A 17,807-nucleotide genomic window follows, 5' to 3' on the forward strand; every position below is an offset into this window, starting at 1 on the left:
GCCTTGGAGTATGGCACGCGTTTCCAGTTCCGAAGCAAACAGCCTGCTCAGGATTTTTCAGATTTGTCTGACACGGATCAAAGCTGCAGGATCAGAGTTTTCAGTGGCGGTTGCTGATCCATCGACGGGAAATCGGCACCGGGTTTCATCACCGTCCACTCTCGCACCGGCCGTCCGGCTTTCTCGGCGCAACGTAAAACCTGTTCACGCCAGTCGTCCATGCTGACTTTTGCCAGGTTGTTGCAGCAGATCAGCACGCCATTGTCGGCGGTGGTCAGCAGGGCGGGTTTGAGCAGGCTTTGATAGTCGCGCAGCAGGTCGACAGTACCGAAAGAACTCTTGGCCCAGGCCGGTGGATCGAGCAGTACCAGATCATATTGGCGCTGTTCCAGGCGCTGATAGCTTGGCAGTTTCTGCCCGCGTCGCTGGCTGATGGGCAGGCCGGCCAATTGGCGGATGGCCGGGAAGTAATCGGACTGAATGAACGTCATGGTCGGCAATTGCGGGTTGAGCAGGCCATTTTCACGACCGACTGCCAGATTGCCTTCGGCGAAGTCCAGGTTGCACACCTCGCTGGCGCCACCGGCTGCGGCGCTGAGGCCGACCCCACAGGTGTAGGCGAACAGGTTCAGCACACTTTTGTTTTTGCTGTGGTCCTTGACCCAGCCGCGCGTGTTGCGCAGGTCGAGGAACAGCAAAGGGTCTTGCCCGGCGTGGCGTCCGCGGACCCGGTAATTGAGCCCCCACTCGTGGCCGACCAGATCTTGCAGGGCCGCTTCGTCGGCGCGGTAGACGGTGTCTTCGCGATCGATACGCGAGTTGCCACGGGAGCGGTCGTTATAGACCAGCAGCAAGTCGAGGCCCATATGCCGGTTGACGATTTCATGCAGTTGCAGCAGTGCCTCGCGTTCCAGCGACTGGTGGAAGCTTTGCACCAACAGCTGCGGGCCGTAGCGGTCAATCGTCAGGCCCCCGGCGCCTTCCTGGCTGCCATGGAACAGGCGATAGCAGTCGGTGCCTTGCTGGTGCAGTTCGGCCAGCAGGTCCTGGCGATATTCAAGGGCGGCGCGCAGCGCCTGATTCAAGGAAGACATGCTGGGCGCCTTGCAGGAGGGAATTTGGCGCGGGAGTTTAACAGTTACTGAGCTTCAAGCTTGCAGCTCTGAGCATTAAGTCAACAACCCCATGCGCCGTTTGGCACGCTGCACCGAGCCATTACGCACCGCCCAGCGCAGCATCGGCGCACTGCGATTGACGCTGGCGCGGATCAGTTTGCGTTGCAGCGGGCTCTGGCTGACGCCGAGCATGTCACTGGCCCAGTCCGGCAGCAGATCGATCCCGGCCTGCATCATCATCCCCCCGAAAGGCTTGGCCAAACGGCTGGGAGAGGGGGCGTTCAACAGCAGCCGCAACACTTCGCGACTGCGTTCATCACAGAGCAATTGCGGGCGGATGCGTTCAAGGTATTCGGCAACTGCTCGTCGGGAGCGCGGCACATCACGGGCCCCCAGGCGTTCGGCGACCAGGGCGATTTCTGCGTAATAGCGATCCTGATCGGCCGGAGAAAGGCGCGGGTTGCGATAGCGCAGGTGCGCGGCGAGGAAGTTGCTGACCTCGGCCACATGCACCCAGGTCAGCAGGTCGGGGTCGCTGGCGGCATAGGGGCGACCATCGGGCGCCGTGCCGGTCACTTGCAAATGAATGGTGCGGACCTTCTCGATCAGCCAGTCGGCGTCCCGTCGCGAACCGAAGGTGGTGCCGGAAATGAACTGCCCGGTGCGGCGCAGGCGACCGAGCATGTCCTCGCGAAAATTCGAATGGTCCCAGACACCGGCCAGCGCCAGCGGATGCAGGGCTTGCAGCATCAGGGCGCTGATACCGCCGATGAGCATGCTGCTGAAGTCGCCGTGAACCTGCCAACTCACCGAGTCAGGTCCGAACAGGCCTGGATCGCCTTTGGGGTTTTCCAGGTCGAGCTTGCCCAGGGACAAACCGGTCAGGCTCATGATTTGGCTTTCGATACGGCTGCGGATGAATTCCATGGGGGCTCAGTCAGTTTCTGCAGGAGCGAGCTTGCTCGCTCCTGCAAAGGCACGTTATTGGTTCAGGCGTTTGTCGATCAAGCCCTGCACTACGCTTGGGTCGGCGAGGGTCGAGGTATCCCCCAGGCTGTCGAGTTCGTTGCAGGCGATCTTGCGCAGGATACGCCGCATGATCTTGCCCGAACGGGTTTTCGGCAAGGCGGGCGCCCACTGGATCAGGTCCGGTTTGGCGAAGCTGCCGATTTCCTTGCTGACGTGGGCCAGCAGTTCCTTTTTCAGTTCATCGTTGGGATCGATGCCGTTCATGGGGGTGACGAAGGCGTAGATGCCCTGGCCCTTGATGTCATGGGGGTAACCGACCACGGCGGCTTCGGCAATGCTGTCGTGCAGCACCAGGGCGCTTTCCACTTCGGCGGTGCCGATGCGGTGCCCGGAAACGTTGATCACATCGTCGATACGCCCGGTGATCCAGTAGTCGCCATCCTCGTCGCGGCGTGCGCCGTCACCGGTGAAGTAATAGCCGGGATAGGGCTTGAAGTAGGTGTCGACCATGCGTTGCGGGTCGCGGTAGACGCTGCGGATCTGCGCCGGCCAACTCGACTTTATCGCCAGCACGCCGCTGCCGGCGCCTTTGATTTCCTTGCCATGCTCATCGAGCAGCACCGGTTGCACGCCGAACATCGGCTGGGTGGCGCAGCCGGGTTTGATCCGTTGCGCGCTGACCAGGGGGCTGAGCATGATGCCGCCGGTTTCGGTCTGCCACCAGGTGTCGACGATCGGACAGCGCTCTTCGCCGACCACATGGAAGTACCATTCCCACGCTTCCGGGTTGATTGGCTCACCGACGGTGCCCAGCAGTCTGAGGCTTGCCCGCGAAGTGTCCTGCAACGGCCCGGCACCTTCACGCATCAGTGCGCGCAGGGCCGTGGGGGCGGTGTAGAAGATGTTGACCTTGTGTTTATCGATCACTTGCCAGAAGCGCGAAGTGTTCGGGTAGCTCGGCACGCCTTCGAAGATCAGCGTGGTCGCGCCATTGGCCAGCGGGCCATAGACGATGTAGCTGTGTCCGGTCACCCAGCCGACATCGGCGGTGCACCAGAACACTTCGCCATCGCGGTAGTCCAGCACGTATTTGAAGGTCATCGCCGCTTGCAGCAGGTAGCCACCGGTGGTGTGCAACACCCCCTTGGGTTTGCCGGTGCTGCCGGAGGTATAGAGGATGAACAGTGGGTCTTCGGCGTCCATCGGTTCGGGTGGGCAGTCGTCGGTGACATCGCGCAACGCCTGGTGATACCAGATATCCCGGCCTTCGACCCAGTTCACCTGATTCTGTGTGCGCTCGACCACGATCACTGTGCTGACGCCAGAGCAACTTTGCAGTGCTTTGTCGACATTCTGTTTGAGTGGCACGAACTTGCCGCCGCGCACGCCTTCATCGGCGGTAATCACGGTGCGGCAGTCGGCATCGAGTATCCGGTCACGCAATGAATCGGGGGAGAAACCGCCAAACACGACGGAGTGCACCGCGCCGATGCGCGTGCAGGCGAGCATGGCGAACGCCGCTTCGGGAATCATCGGCATGTAGATGCACACCCGGTCGCCTTTTTTCACGCCACGGCTTTTGAGCACGTTGGCCAGGCGACAGACGTTGTGATGCAGTTTTCTGTAGGTGATCTGTGTGGATTCGGCGGGGTCGTCGCCTTCCCAGATAATCGCGGTTTGATCGCCGCGCTTTTCCAGATGGCGGTCGATGCAGTTGTAACTGACGTTCAACTGGCCGCCGGCAAACCAGCTGGCCTCGCCGGTTTTCAGGTCATAGCGCTGGACGGTCTGCCAGGGTGCGCTCCAGTCGAGAAAACGGTTGGCCTGTTCGGCCCAGAAAGTACTGGGGTGTTCTATGGATTCGCGGTACAGGCGATGGTAGTCGTCCTGACTCAACTGTGCAGCCCGGCGGACGGCATCGGCTTTGGGAAACGTGCTGATATCGAACATGACGGTTCCTCATTCTTGTTTTTGCGACAAGAGGGGAGCTGCGCGACCCTCGTAGAAGCTGGCAAGCCAGCTCCTACAAGGTTAGTACCACACGCAGGATTAGCGTCAAATCAGCCGCGGTGACGACCACGGAAGTAATTGATCAAGCCTTGTGTGGATGCGTCGTCAGCCGGTGCTTCTTCGCTGCCAACCAGACGGTTGTAGACGCCCTTGCCCAATTCCTTGCCCAGCTCCACGCCCCACTGGTCGAAGGCGTTGATGCCCCAGATCACGCTTTGTACAAAGACCTTGTGCTCGTACATCGCTACCAGTGCGCCGAGGCGGCGCGGGCTGATGCGCTCGACCACCAGGGTGTTGCTCGGACGGTTGCCCGGGATCACTTTATGTGGCGCGAGTCGTTGCACTTCGGCTTCGCTCATGCCCTTGTCACGCAGCTCGGCTTGCGCCTCGGCGAGGGTTTTGCCGAGCATCAGCGCCTGGCTTTGCGACAGGCAGTTGGCGTACAGCCACTGGTGGTGGTCGGCCACCGGGTTGAAGCTGACGATCGGCACAATGAAGTCGGCCGGAATCAATTGGGTGCCCTGGTGCAGCAACTGGTGGTAAGCGTGCTGACCGTTGCAACCCACGCCGCCCCAGATCACCGGCCCGGTATCGGTCGAAACGGCGGTGCCGTCCTGACGCACGCTCTTGCCGTTGGATTCCATGTCCAGCTGTTGCAAGTGCTTGGTGATGTTACGCAGGTAGTGGTCGTACGGCAGGATCGCGTGGCTCTGGGCGCCCCAGAAATTGCCGTACCAGACGCCGAGCAACGCCAGCAGCACGGGCATGTTCTGTTCGAACGGCGCGGTCAGGAAGTGCTGGTCCATGGTGTAGGCACCGGACAGCAGTTCCTTGAAGTTCGACATGCCGATGGCCAGGGCGATTGGCAGACCAATGGCCGACCACAGCGAGTAACGTCCGCCCACCCAGTCCCACATCGGGAAGATGTTCTCTTCGCGGATACCGAAGGCCACAGCGGCGGCGTTGTTGCTCGAAACCGCGATGAAGTGACGATGCAGCTCGGCTTCCGAACCACCCTGAGCCAGGTACCAGGCACGGGCGGCCTGGGCGTTTTTCAGGGTTTCGAGGGTGTTGAAGGATTTCGACGAGACGATGAACAGCGTGGTCTCGGCGCGCAATTTCATGGCCAGTTCGTGGAACTCGCTGCCGTCGATGTTTGCCAGGTAGTGGCAACGCACGCCTTTCTGGGCATAGGCCAGCAGCGCCTCTGACACCAGTTCAGGGCCGAGGAACGAGCCGCCGATGCCGATGTTCACCACATCGGTGATCGGTTTTTCGGTGTACCCGCGCCACAGACCGTCGTGGATGCGGCCAACGAGGTCAGTGATCTGGTTCAGCACCTTGTGCACTTCCGGCATCACGTTGACGCCGTTGACCGACAGCTTGTCGCCAACCGGGCGACGCAGGGCGGTGTGCAGGGCAGGGCGGCCTTCGGAGGCATTGACGATTTCGCCGTCGAACAGCGACTTGATCGCGCCCTTGAGGTCGACTTCGTTGGCCAGGCCTACCAGTAGCTTGCGGGTCTCGGCGTTGATCAGGTTTTTCGAGTAATCGAGAAACAGGCCGCAGCTGCTGAGGGTGAATTGAGTGAAGCGCTGCGGGTCGGCATTGAAGGCCTCGCGCATGCTGAAATCCTGCATGGCCTGGCGGTGGTCATTCAACGCTTGCCAGGCAGGCAGAGCGGTAACGTCATGAGGGGTGCGGTAGTACGCCATCGCTGCGGGTTTCCTTTTTACTTGAACGGCTTTTATGACACTGAAAGTCCCGGAATGTCTCGTCCACATTGTGGGCGAAGTCCGGTCAGCCTGCGTGCACACGATTAAATAGCGCAGACCGGTAACAGTAAACCTCGCGGGTTGATCTGTCTTGGCTTTGTCTGACCTGCGACCGGTACTTTTTTATACCGGTACGGCAGGCGAGGACAATAGAAAGGGGGCCGGGGGTGGAAAATGGCGGGTTCGATCAGGCGACCTGAACCGGAATGGCGTTACTGGTGTGGCTCAGCTCATTGCCCGGTGCCATGTAGAGCATGCGCGGCTTGAAATTGAGCAATTCGGCTTCGCTGTAATGGGCGTAAGCGCAGATGATCACGCGATCGCCGACCTTGGCCTTGTGCGCGGCGGCACCGTTGACCGAGATCATGCGCGAACCTTCTTCGCCACGGATGGCGTAGGTGGTGAAGCGCTCGCCGTTGTCGACGTTGTAAATCTGGATCTGTTCGTACTCACGAATGCCGGACAAATCCAGCCATTCGCCGTCGATGGCGCAGGAGCCTTCGTAATCGAGTACGGCATGGGTGACTTCGGCGCGGTGCAGCTTGGCTTTGAGCATGATGGCGTGCATGAGTGTTTCCCGGGTCGGAATCGAACGGCGGGCAGTTTGCCCGATGGTGTTGGGGGCGGCAATACAGCTTGGAATTCAATTTGCGGAGCAGTCGGAAACACTGTGGGAGGGGGCGTTCTCGCGATGCCTGACTGTCAGCCAACACAGATGTTGAATGTCAGTCCGTTATCGCGAGCAAGCTCGCTCCCACAGGAATGGAGGTGCTCGGAATTATGCGTCGAGATTCAGGTGCAGGTTGTCGATCAACCGTGTCGTGCCCAGAAATGCCGCGACCAGAATCACCAGGTCGCGGTCCTCGGGCATTGCCGGCCGCAAGGTCAACGCATGGCGAATTTCCAGGTAATCCGGACGCAGGCCTGCCGCTTCGAGCTTTTGCAGTTGTGCGCGGATCAGGGCCGGATAATCGCGTTCACCCTGCTTGATCGACGCGGCGATCTCGCTCAGCGTGCGATACACCACCGGCGCAACGGCCCGTTGTTCTTCGCTGAGGAAACCGTTGCGCGACGACAGCGCCAGGCCGTCGGCCGCGCGAACGGTCGGCTCGCCGATGATCTGGATCGGCATGTTCAGGTCATGGACCAGCGCACGGATCACCGCCAGTTGCTGGAAGTCTTTCTGGCCGAAGATCGCCAGGTCCGGCTGGACCATGTTGAACAGCTTGCTGACCACTGTCGCCACGCCCTCGAAATGCCCCGGACGGCTGGCGCCGCACAGGCCTTCGGACAGTTGTGGGACGCTGACGCGGGTCTGGCCCGCCATGCCGTCGGGGTACATCTCCTCAACGGTGGGTGCGAACAGCAAGTGGCAGCCGGCCTGGAGCAGTTTCTCCTGATCGGCGGCGAGGGTGCGCGGGTACTTGTCGAGGTCTTCGCCGGCACCGAACTGCAGCGGGTTGACGAAAATGCTCGCGACCACGAAATCCGCCCGTTGCGAGGCTTTGGTCACCAGTGCGATATGACCGCTGTGCAGGTTGCCCATGGTCGGCACGAAAGCGATGCGCTTGCCTTCGCTGCGGGCGCGAGCCACGGCGGCTCGCAGTTCGCGTACGGTTTTGACGGTGTTCATGCAGAGAATCCGTGTTCGATGCCAGGGAAAGTTGCTGCTTTGACTTCAGTGACGTAGGCACTCAAGGCTGCGTGGATGCTCTCCTGGCCGGCCATGAAGTTCTTCACGAATTTGGGGACGCGGCCGGTCATGGACAGGCCCAGCATGTCGTGCAGGACCAGTACCTGACCGTCGGTGCGATTGCCGGCGCCGATGCCGATCACCGGAATCTTTACCGCCTGTGTGATTTCCTCGGCCAGTTCGCTGGGAACGCACTCGAGCAGCAGCATTGCCGCGCCAGCCTGTTCCAGCGAAATCGCATCGGCACGCATTTGCCGCGCCTGGTTTTCGTTACGGCCCTGGACCTTGTAGCCGCCGAGGATGTTCACCGATTGTGGCGTCAGGCCCATGTGCGCGCACACCGGGATGCCGCGTTCGGCGAGCAGACGGATCGAATCCGCCAGCCACAATGCGCCTTCGACCTTGATCATGTGCGCGCCGGCCTGCATCAACAGGGCGCTGTTGGTCATGGCCTGTTCGGTGGTGGCATAGGCCATGAATGGCAGGTCGGCGAGGATCAACGCATCGGTGTTACCGCGTTTGACCGCAGCCACGTGATAAGCCATTTCGGCGGTCGTGACCGGCAGGGTGCTGTCGTGGCCTTGCAAAACCATGCCGAGGGAGTCGCCCACCAGCAAAACTTCAACGCCAGCCTGATTGCAGGCGTGGGCGAAGGTCGCGTCATAGCAGGTCAGCATGGTGATTTTTTCACCTTTTTGCTTGAGACCTTGCAGCGTGGTCAGGGTGATGGCTGGCATGAAAAGTTCCTCATTCAGGCGCTGTGGAAACTACTGCGAGTAACGCGCGTGATTCTTCGTTAAATACAGGCGCACGTTCTTTTGTCGTGCTTGTAAGGCCTGGATTGCGCCCTTCAACGCCGTGTTGACGGCAACGGGACGCCTATAGTCGTGAGGAGAACTCGGGAAGTCAATTGGGTGTGTTACCGCCTTGTTACGTCTGGGGTGTTACCGGGGTTACTGATGCGATTCAGCAAGTTCTGTAGGACTGACACCGCGCCAATGTAGGAACGGGCTCGCTTCCACAGGGGGATTGGGGTCAATTCGCGGACAGGCGTTCCAGGCCGACGAACGGGCATGCAGCGAGCAGTTCGCTGAGGCAGCGACCATCGGCCAAACGCAGATCGGCTGGCGCCAACTCCGCCAGCGGATACAGGACAAAAGCTCGTTCCTGCATATGGTAGTGCGGCACCTTCAAGCGTGGCTCATCGATCAACCGATTACCGAACAGCACGATATCGAGATCCAGGGTGCGCGGCCCCCAGCGCTCAAGGCGTTCGCGGCCCTGCTCGTTCTCGATGGCTTGCAGCGCATCCAGCAGCTCCAGCGGTGCCAGGGCGCTGTCGAGGGCGGCGACCGCGTTGGTGTAGCGCGGTTGTCCAGGAAGCAGCGAGTCGCTTTGATAAAACCCGGAAACACCGACCAGTACCGATCGCGGCAGCCGGGCCAGTGCGGCGACGGCACTGCGCAACTGTTCGGCGGGGGCCGCCAGATTGCTGCCCATGCCGATGTAGATGCGTTCCATGGATTATTCGCCCGTGTTACTCGAGGCGCCCGCGGCGCGCTTGCGCTTGGAGCCACCACTGCGGCGACGCTTGCGCGGAGCGCCGGTGCCGTCATCCTTGCCGCTGAGGTCGCGGATCATGTCGCGACGCTCGCTTTCATTGGCATCCTGATAATCGGTCCACCATTCGCCCAGGCCATCGGTCTGCTCGCCCGCGCTTTCGCGCAGCAGCAGGAAGTCGTAACCGGCACGGAACCGTGGGTTGTCCAGCAGCAGGTCGGCGCGTTTGCCGCTGCGACGGGGCAGACGCTCCTGCATGTCCCAGATCTCTCGGATCGGCATGGTGAAGCGTTTTGGAATGGCAATGCGCTGGCATTGTTCGGCGATCAACTCGTGGGCCGCTTCCTGCATCGCCGGAATCGGCGGCATGCCACGTTCCTGCAGGCGCAGCACGCGCGCTGGCAGCGCAGGCCAGAGCAGCGCGGCAAACAGGAACGCCGGCGTCACCGGCTTGTTCTGCTTGATGCGCAGGTCGGTATTGATCAGCGCTTCGCTGATCAATGTGTGGGTGTAGGTCGGGTTGTATTCCAGCGCTTCGGCGCTGGCCGGGAACAGCGGGTCGAACAATTGCAGGTCGACCAGCATCTCGAAGGTGTCCGCGGCATGGCCGGAGAGGAACAGCTTGAGCACTTCTTCGAACAGACGGGCTGAGGGAATTTCGCGCAGCATCGGTGCCAGGTCGCGGATGGGCACGGCGCTGTGTTTTTCGATGCCGAAATTCAACTTCGCCGCAAAACGCACGGCCCGCAGCATGCGCACCGGGTCTTCCTGGTAGCGTTGCTTCGGATCGCCGATCAGACGGATCAGATGATTGCGAATGTCGTGTACACCATTGGCGTAGTCGAGGATGCGTTCGCTGACCGGATCGTAGTAAAGAGCATTGATGGTGAAGTCGCGGCGTTGCGCGTCTTCTTCCAGGGTGCCGTAGACGTTGTCGCGCAGGATGCGCCCGCTTTCGTTGCGGGAAGACTGATTGCTGTCTTCCTCTTCGTCGTTTTGCGGGTGATTGGCGCGGAAGGTCGCGACTTCGATGATTTCGCGGCCGAAGTGGATGTGTACCAATTTGAACCGGCGCCCGATGATCCGCGCATTGCGGAATTCGGCCCGTACCTGTTCGGGGGTGGCACTGGTGGCGACATCGAAGTCTTTCGGCGTGATGCCGAGCAGCATGTCGCGCACACAGCCGCCGACCAGGTAGGCCTGGTAGCCGGCGCCCTGCAGGCGTTCGACGATATTCACCGCATAACGGCTGAATTGCGCCTTTTGCAGCGAGTGTTGGCCGCTGTTGAGCACTTCAGGTGTGCTGCGGATGTGTTGCGTACGACGCAGGGGAGTACGGAATGACTGGAACAGCTTCTTCAGCATGGGATGCACTGTTTGAAGGAATGTTCGGCCAAAAACGAAGAATGACCGCATGATGGGCCGGGATTCTAGCATTTAGTCGGGGGATGGTGTAGGAAGCTGCAAAAGCGCTTGAAGGAGATGTCTGGTAGGCACTGTGGAGAGGGGGTATGCCCCGTTCCAGTGCACAGCACTGGCAAGATGTCGGAAGCGCTCAGGCGCTTGGGGCTGCTTCGCACCCAGCGGGGGCAAGCCCACTTGCCAGAAACTACAAGGGGAGCCGAAGCTCCCCAAGAAGTAGTTGCATGCTCTGTTTTTATTATTGGTTTCGGGCTTTTTGTTTTTGTTAAGTGCCCTCGCCATGAAGTTTTCCTTCATGACCCTCCCAATCGGGAGCCAAGAGCAAACGGATTGCTTTGGTCGCTGTGTTGCGTTGATCTTGCGATCCAACCAGTACAGGCTCTGTCTTAAGACAGTTTTTTGTTGTTCTCGGCCTGGTCGTGGGGCAAGCCCCAAATACAACGCCTCTCCAAAAGAATCAGTTAGCTGCGCCTCTCGCCGTCTTGTTTTTATTGTGCGTGAGTCGATTCGTCTTATTTTTATTGTCTTGTGCATTGCTTGTTATTGTTCTTGTACCAAACATATAGCAGGGTGCGTGCCAACTTTTACAAACCCCAGTAAAACAAGGGCTTGCCCGTATTGATGGGGTTGCTGAAGGCCAAAAAAAGCCGGGGCTTCGTTACCGTAAGCCCCGGCTTCTGTTACGTGAAAAACCTGAGGTAACAGTTTCTTCACAAAATCATGTGTTACCCGCACATGAGACAGGTGGCGTTCAGCTTTCGCTGGCAACCCCGGTCTTGCGCCGTGGGATGCCCAGGCGCTGACGGCGTTCCCACAGGCATTTGCGGCTTACCCCGAGTTTGCGTGCCAGTTCGGTTTCGGTCATGTGGTCCTGATGTTCAAGGACGAAGTGCTGGAAGTAGTCTTCCAGGGACAGGTCTTCGGTCGGCTCGTGGCTGTTGTTGGCGGCACTGTTGCCTTGTTGCGGTGCCAGGCCGATGAATTCGTCGTCTTCCAGATCACTCAGCTCAATGTCGATGCCCAGCAGCTCGGCGGATATTTCCGGGCTCTCGCTCAGGATGACAGCGCGCTCGACGGCGTTTTCCAGTTCTCGAACGTTACCGGGCCATGAGTAATGGCGAATGGCTTGCTCGGCATCCGGGGCAAACTTCAGGTCGGTGCGGTTGATCCGCGCGCTCTGCCGCGCCAGGAATGCGTTGGCGATTTCGTTGACGTCGGCACCGCGCTCACGCAGGGCCGGCAGTTTCAGTGCGATCACGTGGAGGCGGTAATACAAGTCTTCACGGAACTGGCCGATTTTCGCCAGGCTCTTGAGGTCGCGGTGAGTCGCGGCGATCAGGCGCACATCGACTTTCTGCGACTGTACCGAGCCCACCCGGCGAATTTCGCCTTCCTGCAGTACGCGCAGCAGGCGGGCCTGTGCTTCAAGCGGCAGTTCGCCGATTTCATCGAGGAACAGGGTGCCGCCGTCCGCCGCTTCCACCAAGCCGGCACGTCCGGCGCTCGCACCGGTAAACGCACCTTTTTCGTGACCGAACAATTCGGACTCGATCAGGCTTTCCGGAATGGCCGCGCAGTTAACCGAGATCATTGGCGCCTTGGCGCGTTTCGACAGGTTGTGCAGGGCGCGCGCCACCAGCTCTTTACCGGTGCCGGACTCGCCCTGGATCAGGACATTGGAATCAGTCGGCGCCACTTTGCGGATCTTGCCATACAGGTCCTGCATCGGCGGGCAGGAGCCGATGATGCCGATTTCGCCGTTGCTGTTGTCGGTACCCGTTTTTGCCGCGCCGTTGGCGACTTTGCCGGCAACCGGTTCACCGCTGGCAGGCGTCGATTGCCGGTCACGCAGGATGCGTGCGACGGCCTGGAGCATTTCGTCGTGATCGAAAGGCTTGGCGATGTAGTCCACCGCGCCCATCTTCATCGAGTCGACCGCCGAGCGCAGGCTGGCGTAGCTGGTCATGATCAGCACCGGAGTGCCTTGGCCGAGTTTGATCAGCTCGGTGCCCGGTGCGCCAGGCAAGCGCAGGTCACTGACGATCAGGTCGAACGTGGGAATGGTGAAGCGTTCTTGTGCTTCCTGCACTGAACCGGCTTCGCTGACCTGGTACTGGTTGCGTTCCAGCAGGCGGCGCAAGGCGGAGCGGATAATCGTTTCGTCTTCGACGATCAAAATGTGCGGCATTGATTCGATACTCTCGACGGTCTCAGTTCACAGCGGACGTCGCTTCGACATGACGCGGTAATGTCACCCGGATACGGGTGCCGCGTTGGCTCTGAACATCAGCCGGGCTGTCGATGGTGATTTGTCCATAATGCTCTTCAACGATGGAATAGACCAGTGCAAGGCCCAGACCGGTACCTTCACCCGGGTCCTTGGTAGTGAAGAAAGGTTCGAACAATCGGTCCTTGATGCTCGAAGGTATTCCGCTGCCTTCGTCTTCCACGATCAGGTCGACCGTGTGCTCGCCGGCTTCGCTTTTGACGCGCACCGCGCTGCCGGGAGGCGAGGCGTCGCGGGCGTTTGAGAGCAGATTTATCAGCACCTGTGCCAGACGCTGCGGGTCGCCTTCGACCCAGTGGTCCGGATCGCACAGGTTGTAGAACTGCACTTCGAAATTGCGTCGGTTCAATGCCAGCAGGCCGATGGCGTCCTGGGCGACTTCGGCCAGACAGACGGGCTCGTCGCTGTGCTGATGGCTGCCGGCATGGGCGAAGCTCATCAGCGACTGGACGATGCGCGATACGCGTTTGGTCTGTTCGAGGATCTGACCACTGATTTCCTTGAGTTCGCCGTCTTCTTCGCGCTCTTCGCGCAGGTTCTGCGCCAGGCAGGCGATCCCGGTGATCGGGTTGCCGATTTCATGGGCTACGCCAGCCGCGAGGCGACCGATGCTGGCCAGGCGCTCCGAGTGCACCAGTTTGTCTTCGAGCATCTGGGTTTCGGTCAGGTCTTCCACCAGTAACACCAGGCCACTGTTACCCGGCGCGAGCGGTTCGTCGATCGCCGCCTTGTGCAGGTTCAGCCAGCGGGTTTGACCGTCGAGGGCCAGATGCTGCTTGTGCAAGTGTTCGTCCGGCACGTTGATGAAGCCCTGCAGCAGTTCTTTCCACGGGGCCGCAATGGTGCTCAAGCGCGAACCGACCACGCGTTGCGCGGCGATCCCGGTCAACTCCTCCATGGCTTTGTTCCACATGAGGATTTCCTGGTCCTTGGCCAGGGAGCAGACGCCCATCGGCAATTCCTGCAGGGTCTGGCGGTGATAGCGGCGCAGCGCATCGAGCTCGGCGGCCAGGCCGGTCAGGCGAGAGTGGTAGTCCTCGAGGCGGCTTTCGATGAAGTGGATGTCTTCGGTGACGTAGTTTTCACCGCCGGCCTTATAAGGCAGGAACGTCTCGACCATGTCCTGGGCCACGCTCGGTCCCATCAGGCCCGAGAGGTTGGCTTCGATCCGGTCGCGCAAGCGGCGCAAGGCGTAAGGCCGACGCTCGTCGAATGGCAGGTAGAGGTCACGCAGGGCTTGCTCGACCTCCTTCTGCGCGGCCTTGGCGCCCAAGGGCTTGGCCAGTTGCGTGGCGAATTCCTGGGGGGAGGCGGCGTGCAGTTCACGGCGCTGCGGGCGACGCACGTTGTCTACGGCGCAGGCTTCGGCGGCGCTGGCTTCTTCGGTGCTGGCGTTGGTGAACAGCGAGATCAGGGTGAACATCAGTACGTTGGCCGCCAGCGAGGCGATTGCGGCCATGTGCCAGCTGGTATCGTCCAGCACATAGATCATGTTCAGCAGCGGAATGTAGAAGCCCTGGAGGTTGCCGACCAGCGGCAGCAGCATGGTCACCAGCCAGACCAGAATCCCCGCCAGCAACCCGGCGATGAAACCGCGACGGTTGGCGGTCGGCCAGTACAGGACCGACAGTACGCCCGGCAGGAACTGCAAGGTGGCCACGAAGGCGACGATGCCGAGGTTGGCCAGGTCTTGTTCGGCGCCCAGCAGCAGGTAGAAGCCATAGCCGGCCATGATGATCGCGACGATCAGCGCCCGGCGCGTCCACTTCAGCCAACGGTAGATGTTGCCTTCGGCCGGTGGCTGGTACAGCGGCAGTACCAGATGGTTCAGGGCCATCCCCGACAGCGCCAGGGTGGTCACGATGATCAGGCCGCTGGCGGCGGACAATCCACCGATATAAGCCAGCAGCGCCAGGGCCTTGCTGTTGGCGGCGATGCCGATACCCAGCGTGAAGTATTCCGGGTTGGTGGTCGCGCCGAGTTTCAGGCCGGCCCAGAGAATCAGCGGTACTGCCAGGCTCATCAGCAACAGGAACAGCGGCAGGCCCCAGCTCGCGCTGACCAGCGAGCGCGGGTTGAGGTTTTCGGTGAAGGTCATGTGGTACATGTGCGGCATCACGATCGCCGAAGCGAAGAACACCAGCAGCAGCGTGCGCCACGGGCCTTCCTGCAGCGGTGTATGCAAGGCGGCGAGGGCGGTCTGGTTTTGCAGCAGCCACAGTTCGAGCTGTTGCGGACCGTCGAATACGCCATAGAGCGCATAGAGGCCAACGCCGCCGATGGCGATCAGCTTGATCACCGATTCGAAGGCTATCGCGAACACCAGGCCTTCGTGCTTCTCGCGAGTGGCAATGTGCCGGGAGCCGAAGAAAATCGTGAACAGGGTGATCAGGGCGCAGAAACTCAGGGCCACGCGATGCTGCACCGGTTCGCGAGTGAGGATCCCGATGGAGTCGGCTACCGCCTGAATCTGCAGCGCCAGCAATGGCAGCACGCCGATCAGCATGAAAATCGTGGTCAACGCGCCGGCCCAGGTGCTGCGGAAGCGAAACGCGAACAGATCCGCGAGGGAGGACAACTGATAGGTGCGAGTGATTTTCAGGATCGGATACAGCAACACCGGCGCCAGCAGGAACGCCCCGGACACACCGAGGTAGCTGGACAGGAATCCATATCCGTACTGATAGGCCAGGCCCACGGTGCCGTAAAACGCCCAGGCGCTGGCATAGACGCCCAGCGACAGGGTGTAGGTGAGCGGGTGGCGAATGATCGCCCGCGGGATCATGCCCCGTTCGCTGATCCAGGCCACGCCGAACAGCACCGCCAGGTATGCGGCACTGATCAGGATCATCTGGGTCAGGCTAAAGCTCATCGGCATCTTTTTGGCTCTGCAGGATGAAGGTCACGACGATCAGGATCAGCCAGAGCAAATAGGGCCGGTACCAGGCGCCAGTGGCGTCGATCCACCAATCCATGATGGCCGGGGAAAACAGGTAAATCCCCACTACCAGGAGCAGGACCAAGCGATAGATGTACATCCCGGCCTCTCTTTTTTATGCGCGTGCCCGAAAACGTGCGGCGATGGTAACGGATGGGTGCGCCACTGCAAGCAAGATCACTGTAGCTGTGCCTCGGGCAGGCTCAGTGTGCGCGGGATTAACATGGCATCCCAGTGGGCGATGCCCCAGTTCAGCACTTCCCGTGGCGTGGCGTAAGTCAGTTCGTTGCCGGGGTTCTGCCCGAGTGCGCGCAAGGCTCGCAGCAGCAACGGCGTGGCCTGGTCTGCGGTGAGCGGGGGCGAGCGATAGGATTTGCCCAGTTTGTTGCCATCGGGCTGGGTGATCAGCGGGATGTGCAGGTAACGCGGCTGCCGCAGGCCGAGCAGCTCCTGCAGATACAGCTGGCGCGGGGTGGAGTCGAGCAGGTCGGCGCCCCGCACGATGTCAGTGATGCCTTGCCAGGCATCGTCCAGCACCACGGCCAGTTGATAAGCGTATAGCCCGTCGCGGCGACGGATCACAAAATCACCGACGTCCCGGCCCAGGTGCTGGTGGAACTCTCCCTGCACCCGGTCAATGAAGTGGTAGTCCAGCTCAGGGACGCGAATCCGAATCGCCGCATCTTCGGTGCCGTGGCCGGCATTGCGGCACAGTCCCGGATAAATGCCGTGGTAGGGCTCCAATTGTTTGCGCGAGCAGGTGCAAGCGTAGGCCAGGCCCTGACTGAACAGGCGATTGAGTACTTCGGCGTAGGCATCGTGGCGGTCGCTCTGGCGGACCATCTCGCCATCCCACTCGAACCCGTAACTCTCCAGAGCCTTGAGAATCGCCGCCTGAGCGCCGGGTTCTTCACGGGGAGGGTCGAGATCTTCCATGCGCATCAGCCAGCGGCCGCCGACCGAGCGCGCATCGAGATACGAGGCCAGCGCCGCGACCAGCGAACCGAAATGCAAGTGGCCACTGGGCGTGGGGGCAAAGCGCCCGATGTAGGTGGGGGAGGTGATGGCGGTCATATGGGCGATGTTATTTGGTCGGGAGAGGCGCATATCAAGCTGCAGGAGCGAGCTTGCTCGCGAAAAAACGTCTGCACACCGCGAGCCGTCAAATGGCGCGCGTTATCGTTGTCGTCCAGTGCGAGCAAGTTCGCTCCTGTACAGAAACACAGAAACAAAAACGGAGCGTTCGCACGCTCCGTTTTTCGTTCAAGTCGCAATTACTTGCCGACTTGCTTTTCCTTGATTTCCGCCAGTGTCTTGCAGTCGATGCACAAGTCAGCGGTAGGGCGTGCCTCAAGGCGCTTGACGCCGATCTCGATGCCGCAGGATTCACACCAGCCGTACTCTTCGTCTTCGATCAGTTGCAGCGTCTTGTCGATCTTCTTGATCAACTTGCGCTCACGATCGCGGGCTCGAAGCTCGAGAGCGAACTCTTCTTCCTGGCTGGCACGGTCTGCCGGGTCAGGGAAGTTGGCCGCTTCGTCCTTCATGTGGTCCACAGTCTTGTCGACACCTTCCATCAGCTCTTTTTTCCACTGGTTCAGAACCTTGGTGAAGTGCTTGCGCATGGGCTCGCCCATGTACTCTTCGCCAGCTTTCTGAACATAGGGCTCGAAGCCGCTGATCGCCTGATTCGCTTGTTGCTTTGCTTGGGTGGACATGAAATAGACCGCCTCTACTCTTGTAATCCATCTGCGCAGGATTGCTCCATCACCGACACCTGCCGGCCCTGCGGCTGCAAGCGGGCGAACTTACCAGATCAAATCAGACCGCGCTACTCCCGGATGTCGAGCCTGCGGCCCGTGGGGCTTGCAAAGGCCGGCAAAGCGCGGTCTGGTGGTTCTGGAGCGCTGCTCAATTAATGATTTTAGTCAAACCGTGGGGGCTCGTTTGAGTTGTTTTCGGCCAGGTTGTATGGCGTGTGACCGCTTTAGGTTCTCGCTCGTTCCTGTGCTTGGGTAGAATCGGTTCTTTTTCCCCG

At 60.5% G+C, this 17,807-nt stretch carries 14 protein-coding genes; all 14 read right to left on the reverse strand.

Annotation, left to right across the window (positions count from 1 at the left end; all coding sequences use genetic code 11):
* Positions 1–77: 77 nt before the first annotated feature.
* Positions 78–1,094: a class I SAM-dependent rRNA methyltransferase gene (locus tag ACX3YF_RS11910; RefSeq protein ID WP_130204840.1), complete on the reverse strand. Its 1,017-nt coding sequence runs from the start codon at positions 1,092–1,094 to the stop codon at positions 78–80.
* A 75-nt stretch (positions 1,095–1,169) separates the two neighbouring features.
* Positions 1,170–2,042 (reverse strand): oxygenase MpaB family protein, encoded by an 873-nt coding sequence (locus tag ACX3YF_RS11915; RefSeq protein WP_130204842.1) that lies wholly within the window; start codon positions 2,040–2,042, stop codon positions 1,170–1,172.
* 54 nt (positions 2,043–2,096) lie between these two features.
* Positions 2,097–4,034 carry an acetate--CoA ligase gene (acs, locus tag ACX3YF_RS11920; RefSeq protein WP_130204844.1) on the reverse strand — a complete coding sequence of 646 codons (1,938 nt, stop codon included), beginning with the start codon at positions 4,032–4,034 and terminating at the stop codon, positions 2,097–2,099.
* A 110-nt stretch (positions 4,035–4,144) separates the two neighbouring features.
* A complete protein-coding gene (gene pgi, locus ACX3YF_RS11925; RefSeq protein ID WP_047533342.1) occupies positions 4,145–5,809 on the reverse strand; it encodes a glucose-6-phosphate isomerase in 1,665 nt (554 codons plus the stop codon).
* A gap of 247 nt (positions 5,810–6,056) precedes the next feature.
* Positions 6,057–6,437, reverse strand: a complete 381-nt coding sequence (panD, locus tag ACX3YF_RS11930) for an aspartate 1-decarboxylase (RefSeq protein WP_003228271.1) — start codon at positions 6,435–6,437, stop codon at positions 6,057–6,059.
* Positions 6,438–6,647: 210 nt separating this feature from the next.
* Entirely contained in the window at positions 6,648–7,502 is an 855-nt protein-coding gene (gene panC / locus ACX3YF_RS11935; RefSeq protein WP_130204846.1) for a pantoate--beta-alanine ligase, read from the reverse strand.
* The gene (panB, locus tag ACX3YF_RS11940) at positions 7,499–8,299 is read right to left on the reverse strand and encodes a 3-methyl-2-oxobutanoate hydroxymethyltransferase (protein ID WP_130204848.1); all 801 of its coding nucleotides are present in this window, start codon (positions 8,297–8,299) and stop codon (positions 7,499–7,501) included. Before panB ends, panC begins: the two co-directional genes overlap by 4 nt.
* Before the next feature lie 298 nt (positions 8,300–8,597).
* Entirely contained in the window at positions 8,598–9,083 is a 486-nt protein-coding gene (gene folK, locus ACX3YF_RS11945) for a 2-amino-4-hydroxy-6-hydroxymethyldihydropteridine diphosphokinase (RefSeq protein WP_130204850.1), read from the reverse strand.
* Between the two features lie 3 nt (positions 9,084–9,086).
* A complete protein-coding gene (locus ACX3YF_RS11950; RefSeq protein ID WP_047533333.1) occupies positions 9,087–10,487 on the reverse strand; it encodes a polynucleotide adenylyltransferase PcnB in 1,401 nt (466 codons plus the stop codon).
* Positions 10,488–11,295: 808 nt separating this feature from the next.
* Positions 11,296–12,732, reverse strand: coding sequence for a sigma-54-dependent transcriptional regulator (locus tag ACX3YF_RS11955; RefSeq protein ID WP_130204856.1), 1,437 nt, complete (start codon positions 12,730–12,732; stop codon positions 11,296–11,298).
* Positions 12,733–12,754: 22 nt separating this feature from the next.
* Positions 12,755–15,709 (reverse strand): sensor histidine kinase, encoded by a 2,955-nt coding sequence (locus ACX3YF_RS11960; RefSeq protein WP_189340270.1) that lies wholly within the window; start codon positions 15,707–15,709, stop codon positions 12,755–12,757.
* A complete protein-coding gene (locus ACX3YF_RS11965) occupies positions 15,693–15,869 on the reverse strand; it encodes a hypothetical protein (protein ID WP_003176118.1) in 177 nt (58 codons plus the stop codon). The genes ACX3YF_RS11960 and ACX3YF_RS11965 overlap by 17 nt, the downstream gene beginning before the upstream one ends.
* Before the next feature lie 77 nt (positions 15,870–15,946).
* Positions 15,947–16,843: a tRNA glutamyl-Q(34) synthetase GluQRS gene (gluQRS, locus tag ACX3YF_RS11970; protein ID WP_130204858.1), complete on the reverse strand. Its 897-nt coding sequence runs from the start codon at positions 16,841–16,843 to the stop codon at positions 15,947–15,949.
* A gap of 200 nt (positions 16,844–17,043) precedes the next feature.
* Positions 17,044–17,487, reverse strand: a complete 444-nt coding sequence (gene dksA / locus ACX3YF_RS11975; protein WP_008058386.1) for an RNA polymerase-binding protein DksA — start codon at positions 17,485–17,487, stop codon at positions 17,044–17,046.
* Between the last annotated feature and the right edge of the window lie 320 nt (positions 17,488–17,807).

This window comes from Pseudomonas fluorescens group sp. PF-69 (genome assembly GCF_054481235.1).

Bases quoted from the DNA above. Each gene is read 5' to 3' on its own strand.
- ACX3YF_RS11910 (WP_130204840.1), bottom strand. From the start codon at position 1,094: ATGTCTTCCTTGAATCAGGCGCTGCGCGCCGCCCTTGAATATCGCCAG.
- ACX3YF_RS11915 (WP_130204842.1), bottom strand. From the start codon at position 2,042: ATGGAATTCATCCGCAGCCGTATCGAAAGCCAAATCATGAGCCTGACC.
- acs (WP_130204844.1), bottom strand. From the start codon at position 4,034: ATGTTCGATATCAGCACGTTTCCCAAAGCCGATGCCGTCCGCCGGGCT.
- pgi (WP_047533342.1), bottom strand. From the start codon at position 5,809: ATGGCGTACTACCGCACCCCTCATGACGTTACCGCTCTGCCTGCCTGG.
- panD (WP_003228271.1), bottom strand. From the start codon at position 6,437: ATGCACGCCATCATGCTCAAAGCCAAGCTGCACCGCGCCGAAGTCACC.
- panC (WP_130204846.1), bottom strand. From the start codon at position 7,502: ATGAACACCGTCAAAACCGTACGCGAACTGCGAGCCGCCGTGGCTCGC.
- panB (WP_130204848.1), bottom strand. From the start codon at position 8,299: ATGCCAGCCATCACCCTGACCACGCTGCAAGGTCTCAAGCAAAAAGGT.
- folK (WP_130204850.1), bottom strand. From the start codon at position 9,083: ATGGAACGCATCTACATCGGCATGGGCAGCAATCTGGCGGCCCCCGCC.
- ACX3YF_RS11950 (WP_047533333.1), bottom strand. From the start codon at position 10,487: ATGCTGAAGAAGCTGTTCCAGTCATTCCGTACTCCCCTGCGTCGTACG.
- ACX3YF_RS11955 (WP_130204856.1), bottom strand. From the start codon at position 12,732: ATGCCGCACATTTTGATCGTCGAAGACGAAACGATTATCCGCTCCGCC.
- ACX3YF_RS11960 (WP_189340270.1), bottom strand. From the start codon at position 15,709: ATGCCGATGAGCTTTAGCCTGACCCAGATGATCCTGATCAGTGCCGCA.
- ACX3YF_RS11965 (WP_003176118.1), bottom strand. From the start codon at position 15,869: ATGTACATCTATCGCTTGGTCCTGCTCCTGGTAGTGGGGATTTACCTG.
- gluQRS (WP_130204858.1), bottom strand. From the start codon at position 16,843: ATGACCGCCATCACCTCCCCCACCTACATCGGGCGCTTTGCCCCCACG.
- dksA (WP_008058386.1), bottom strand. From the start codon at position 17,487: ATGTCCACCCAAGCAAAGCAACAAGCGAATCAGGCGATCAGCGGCTTC.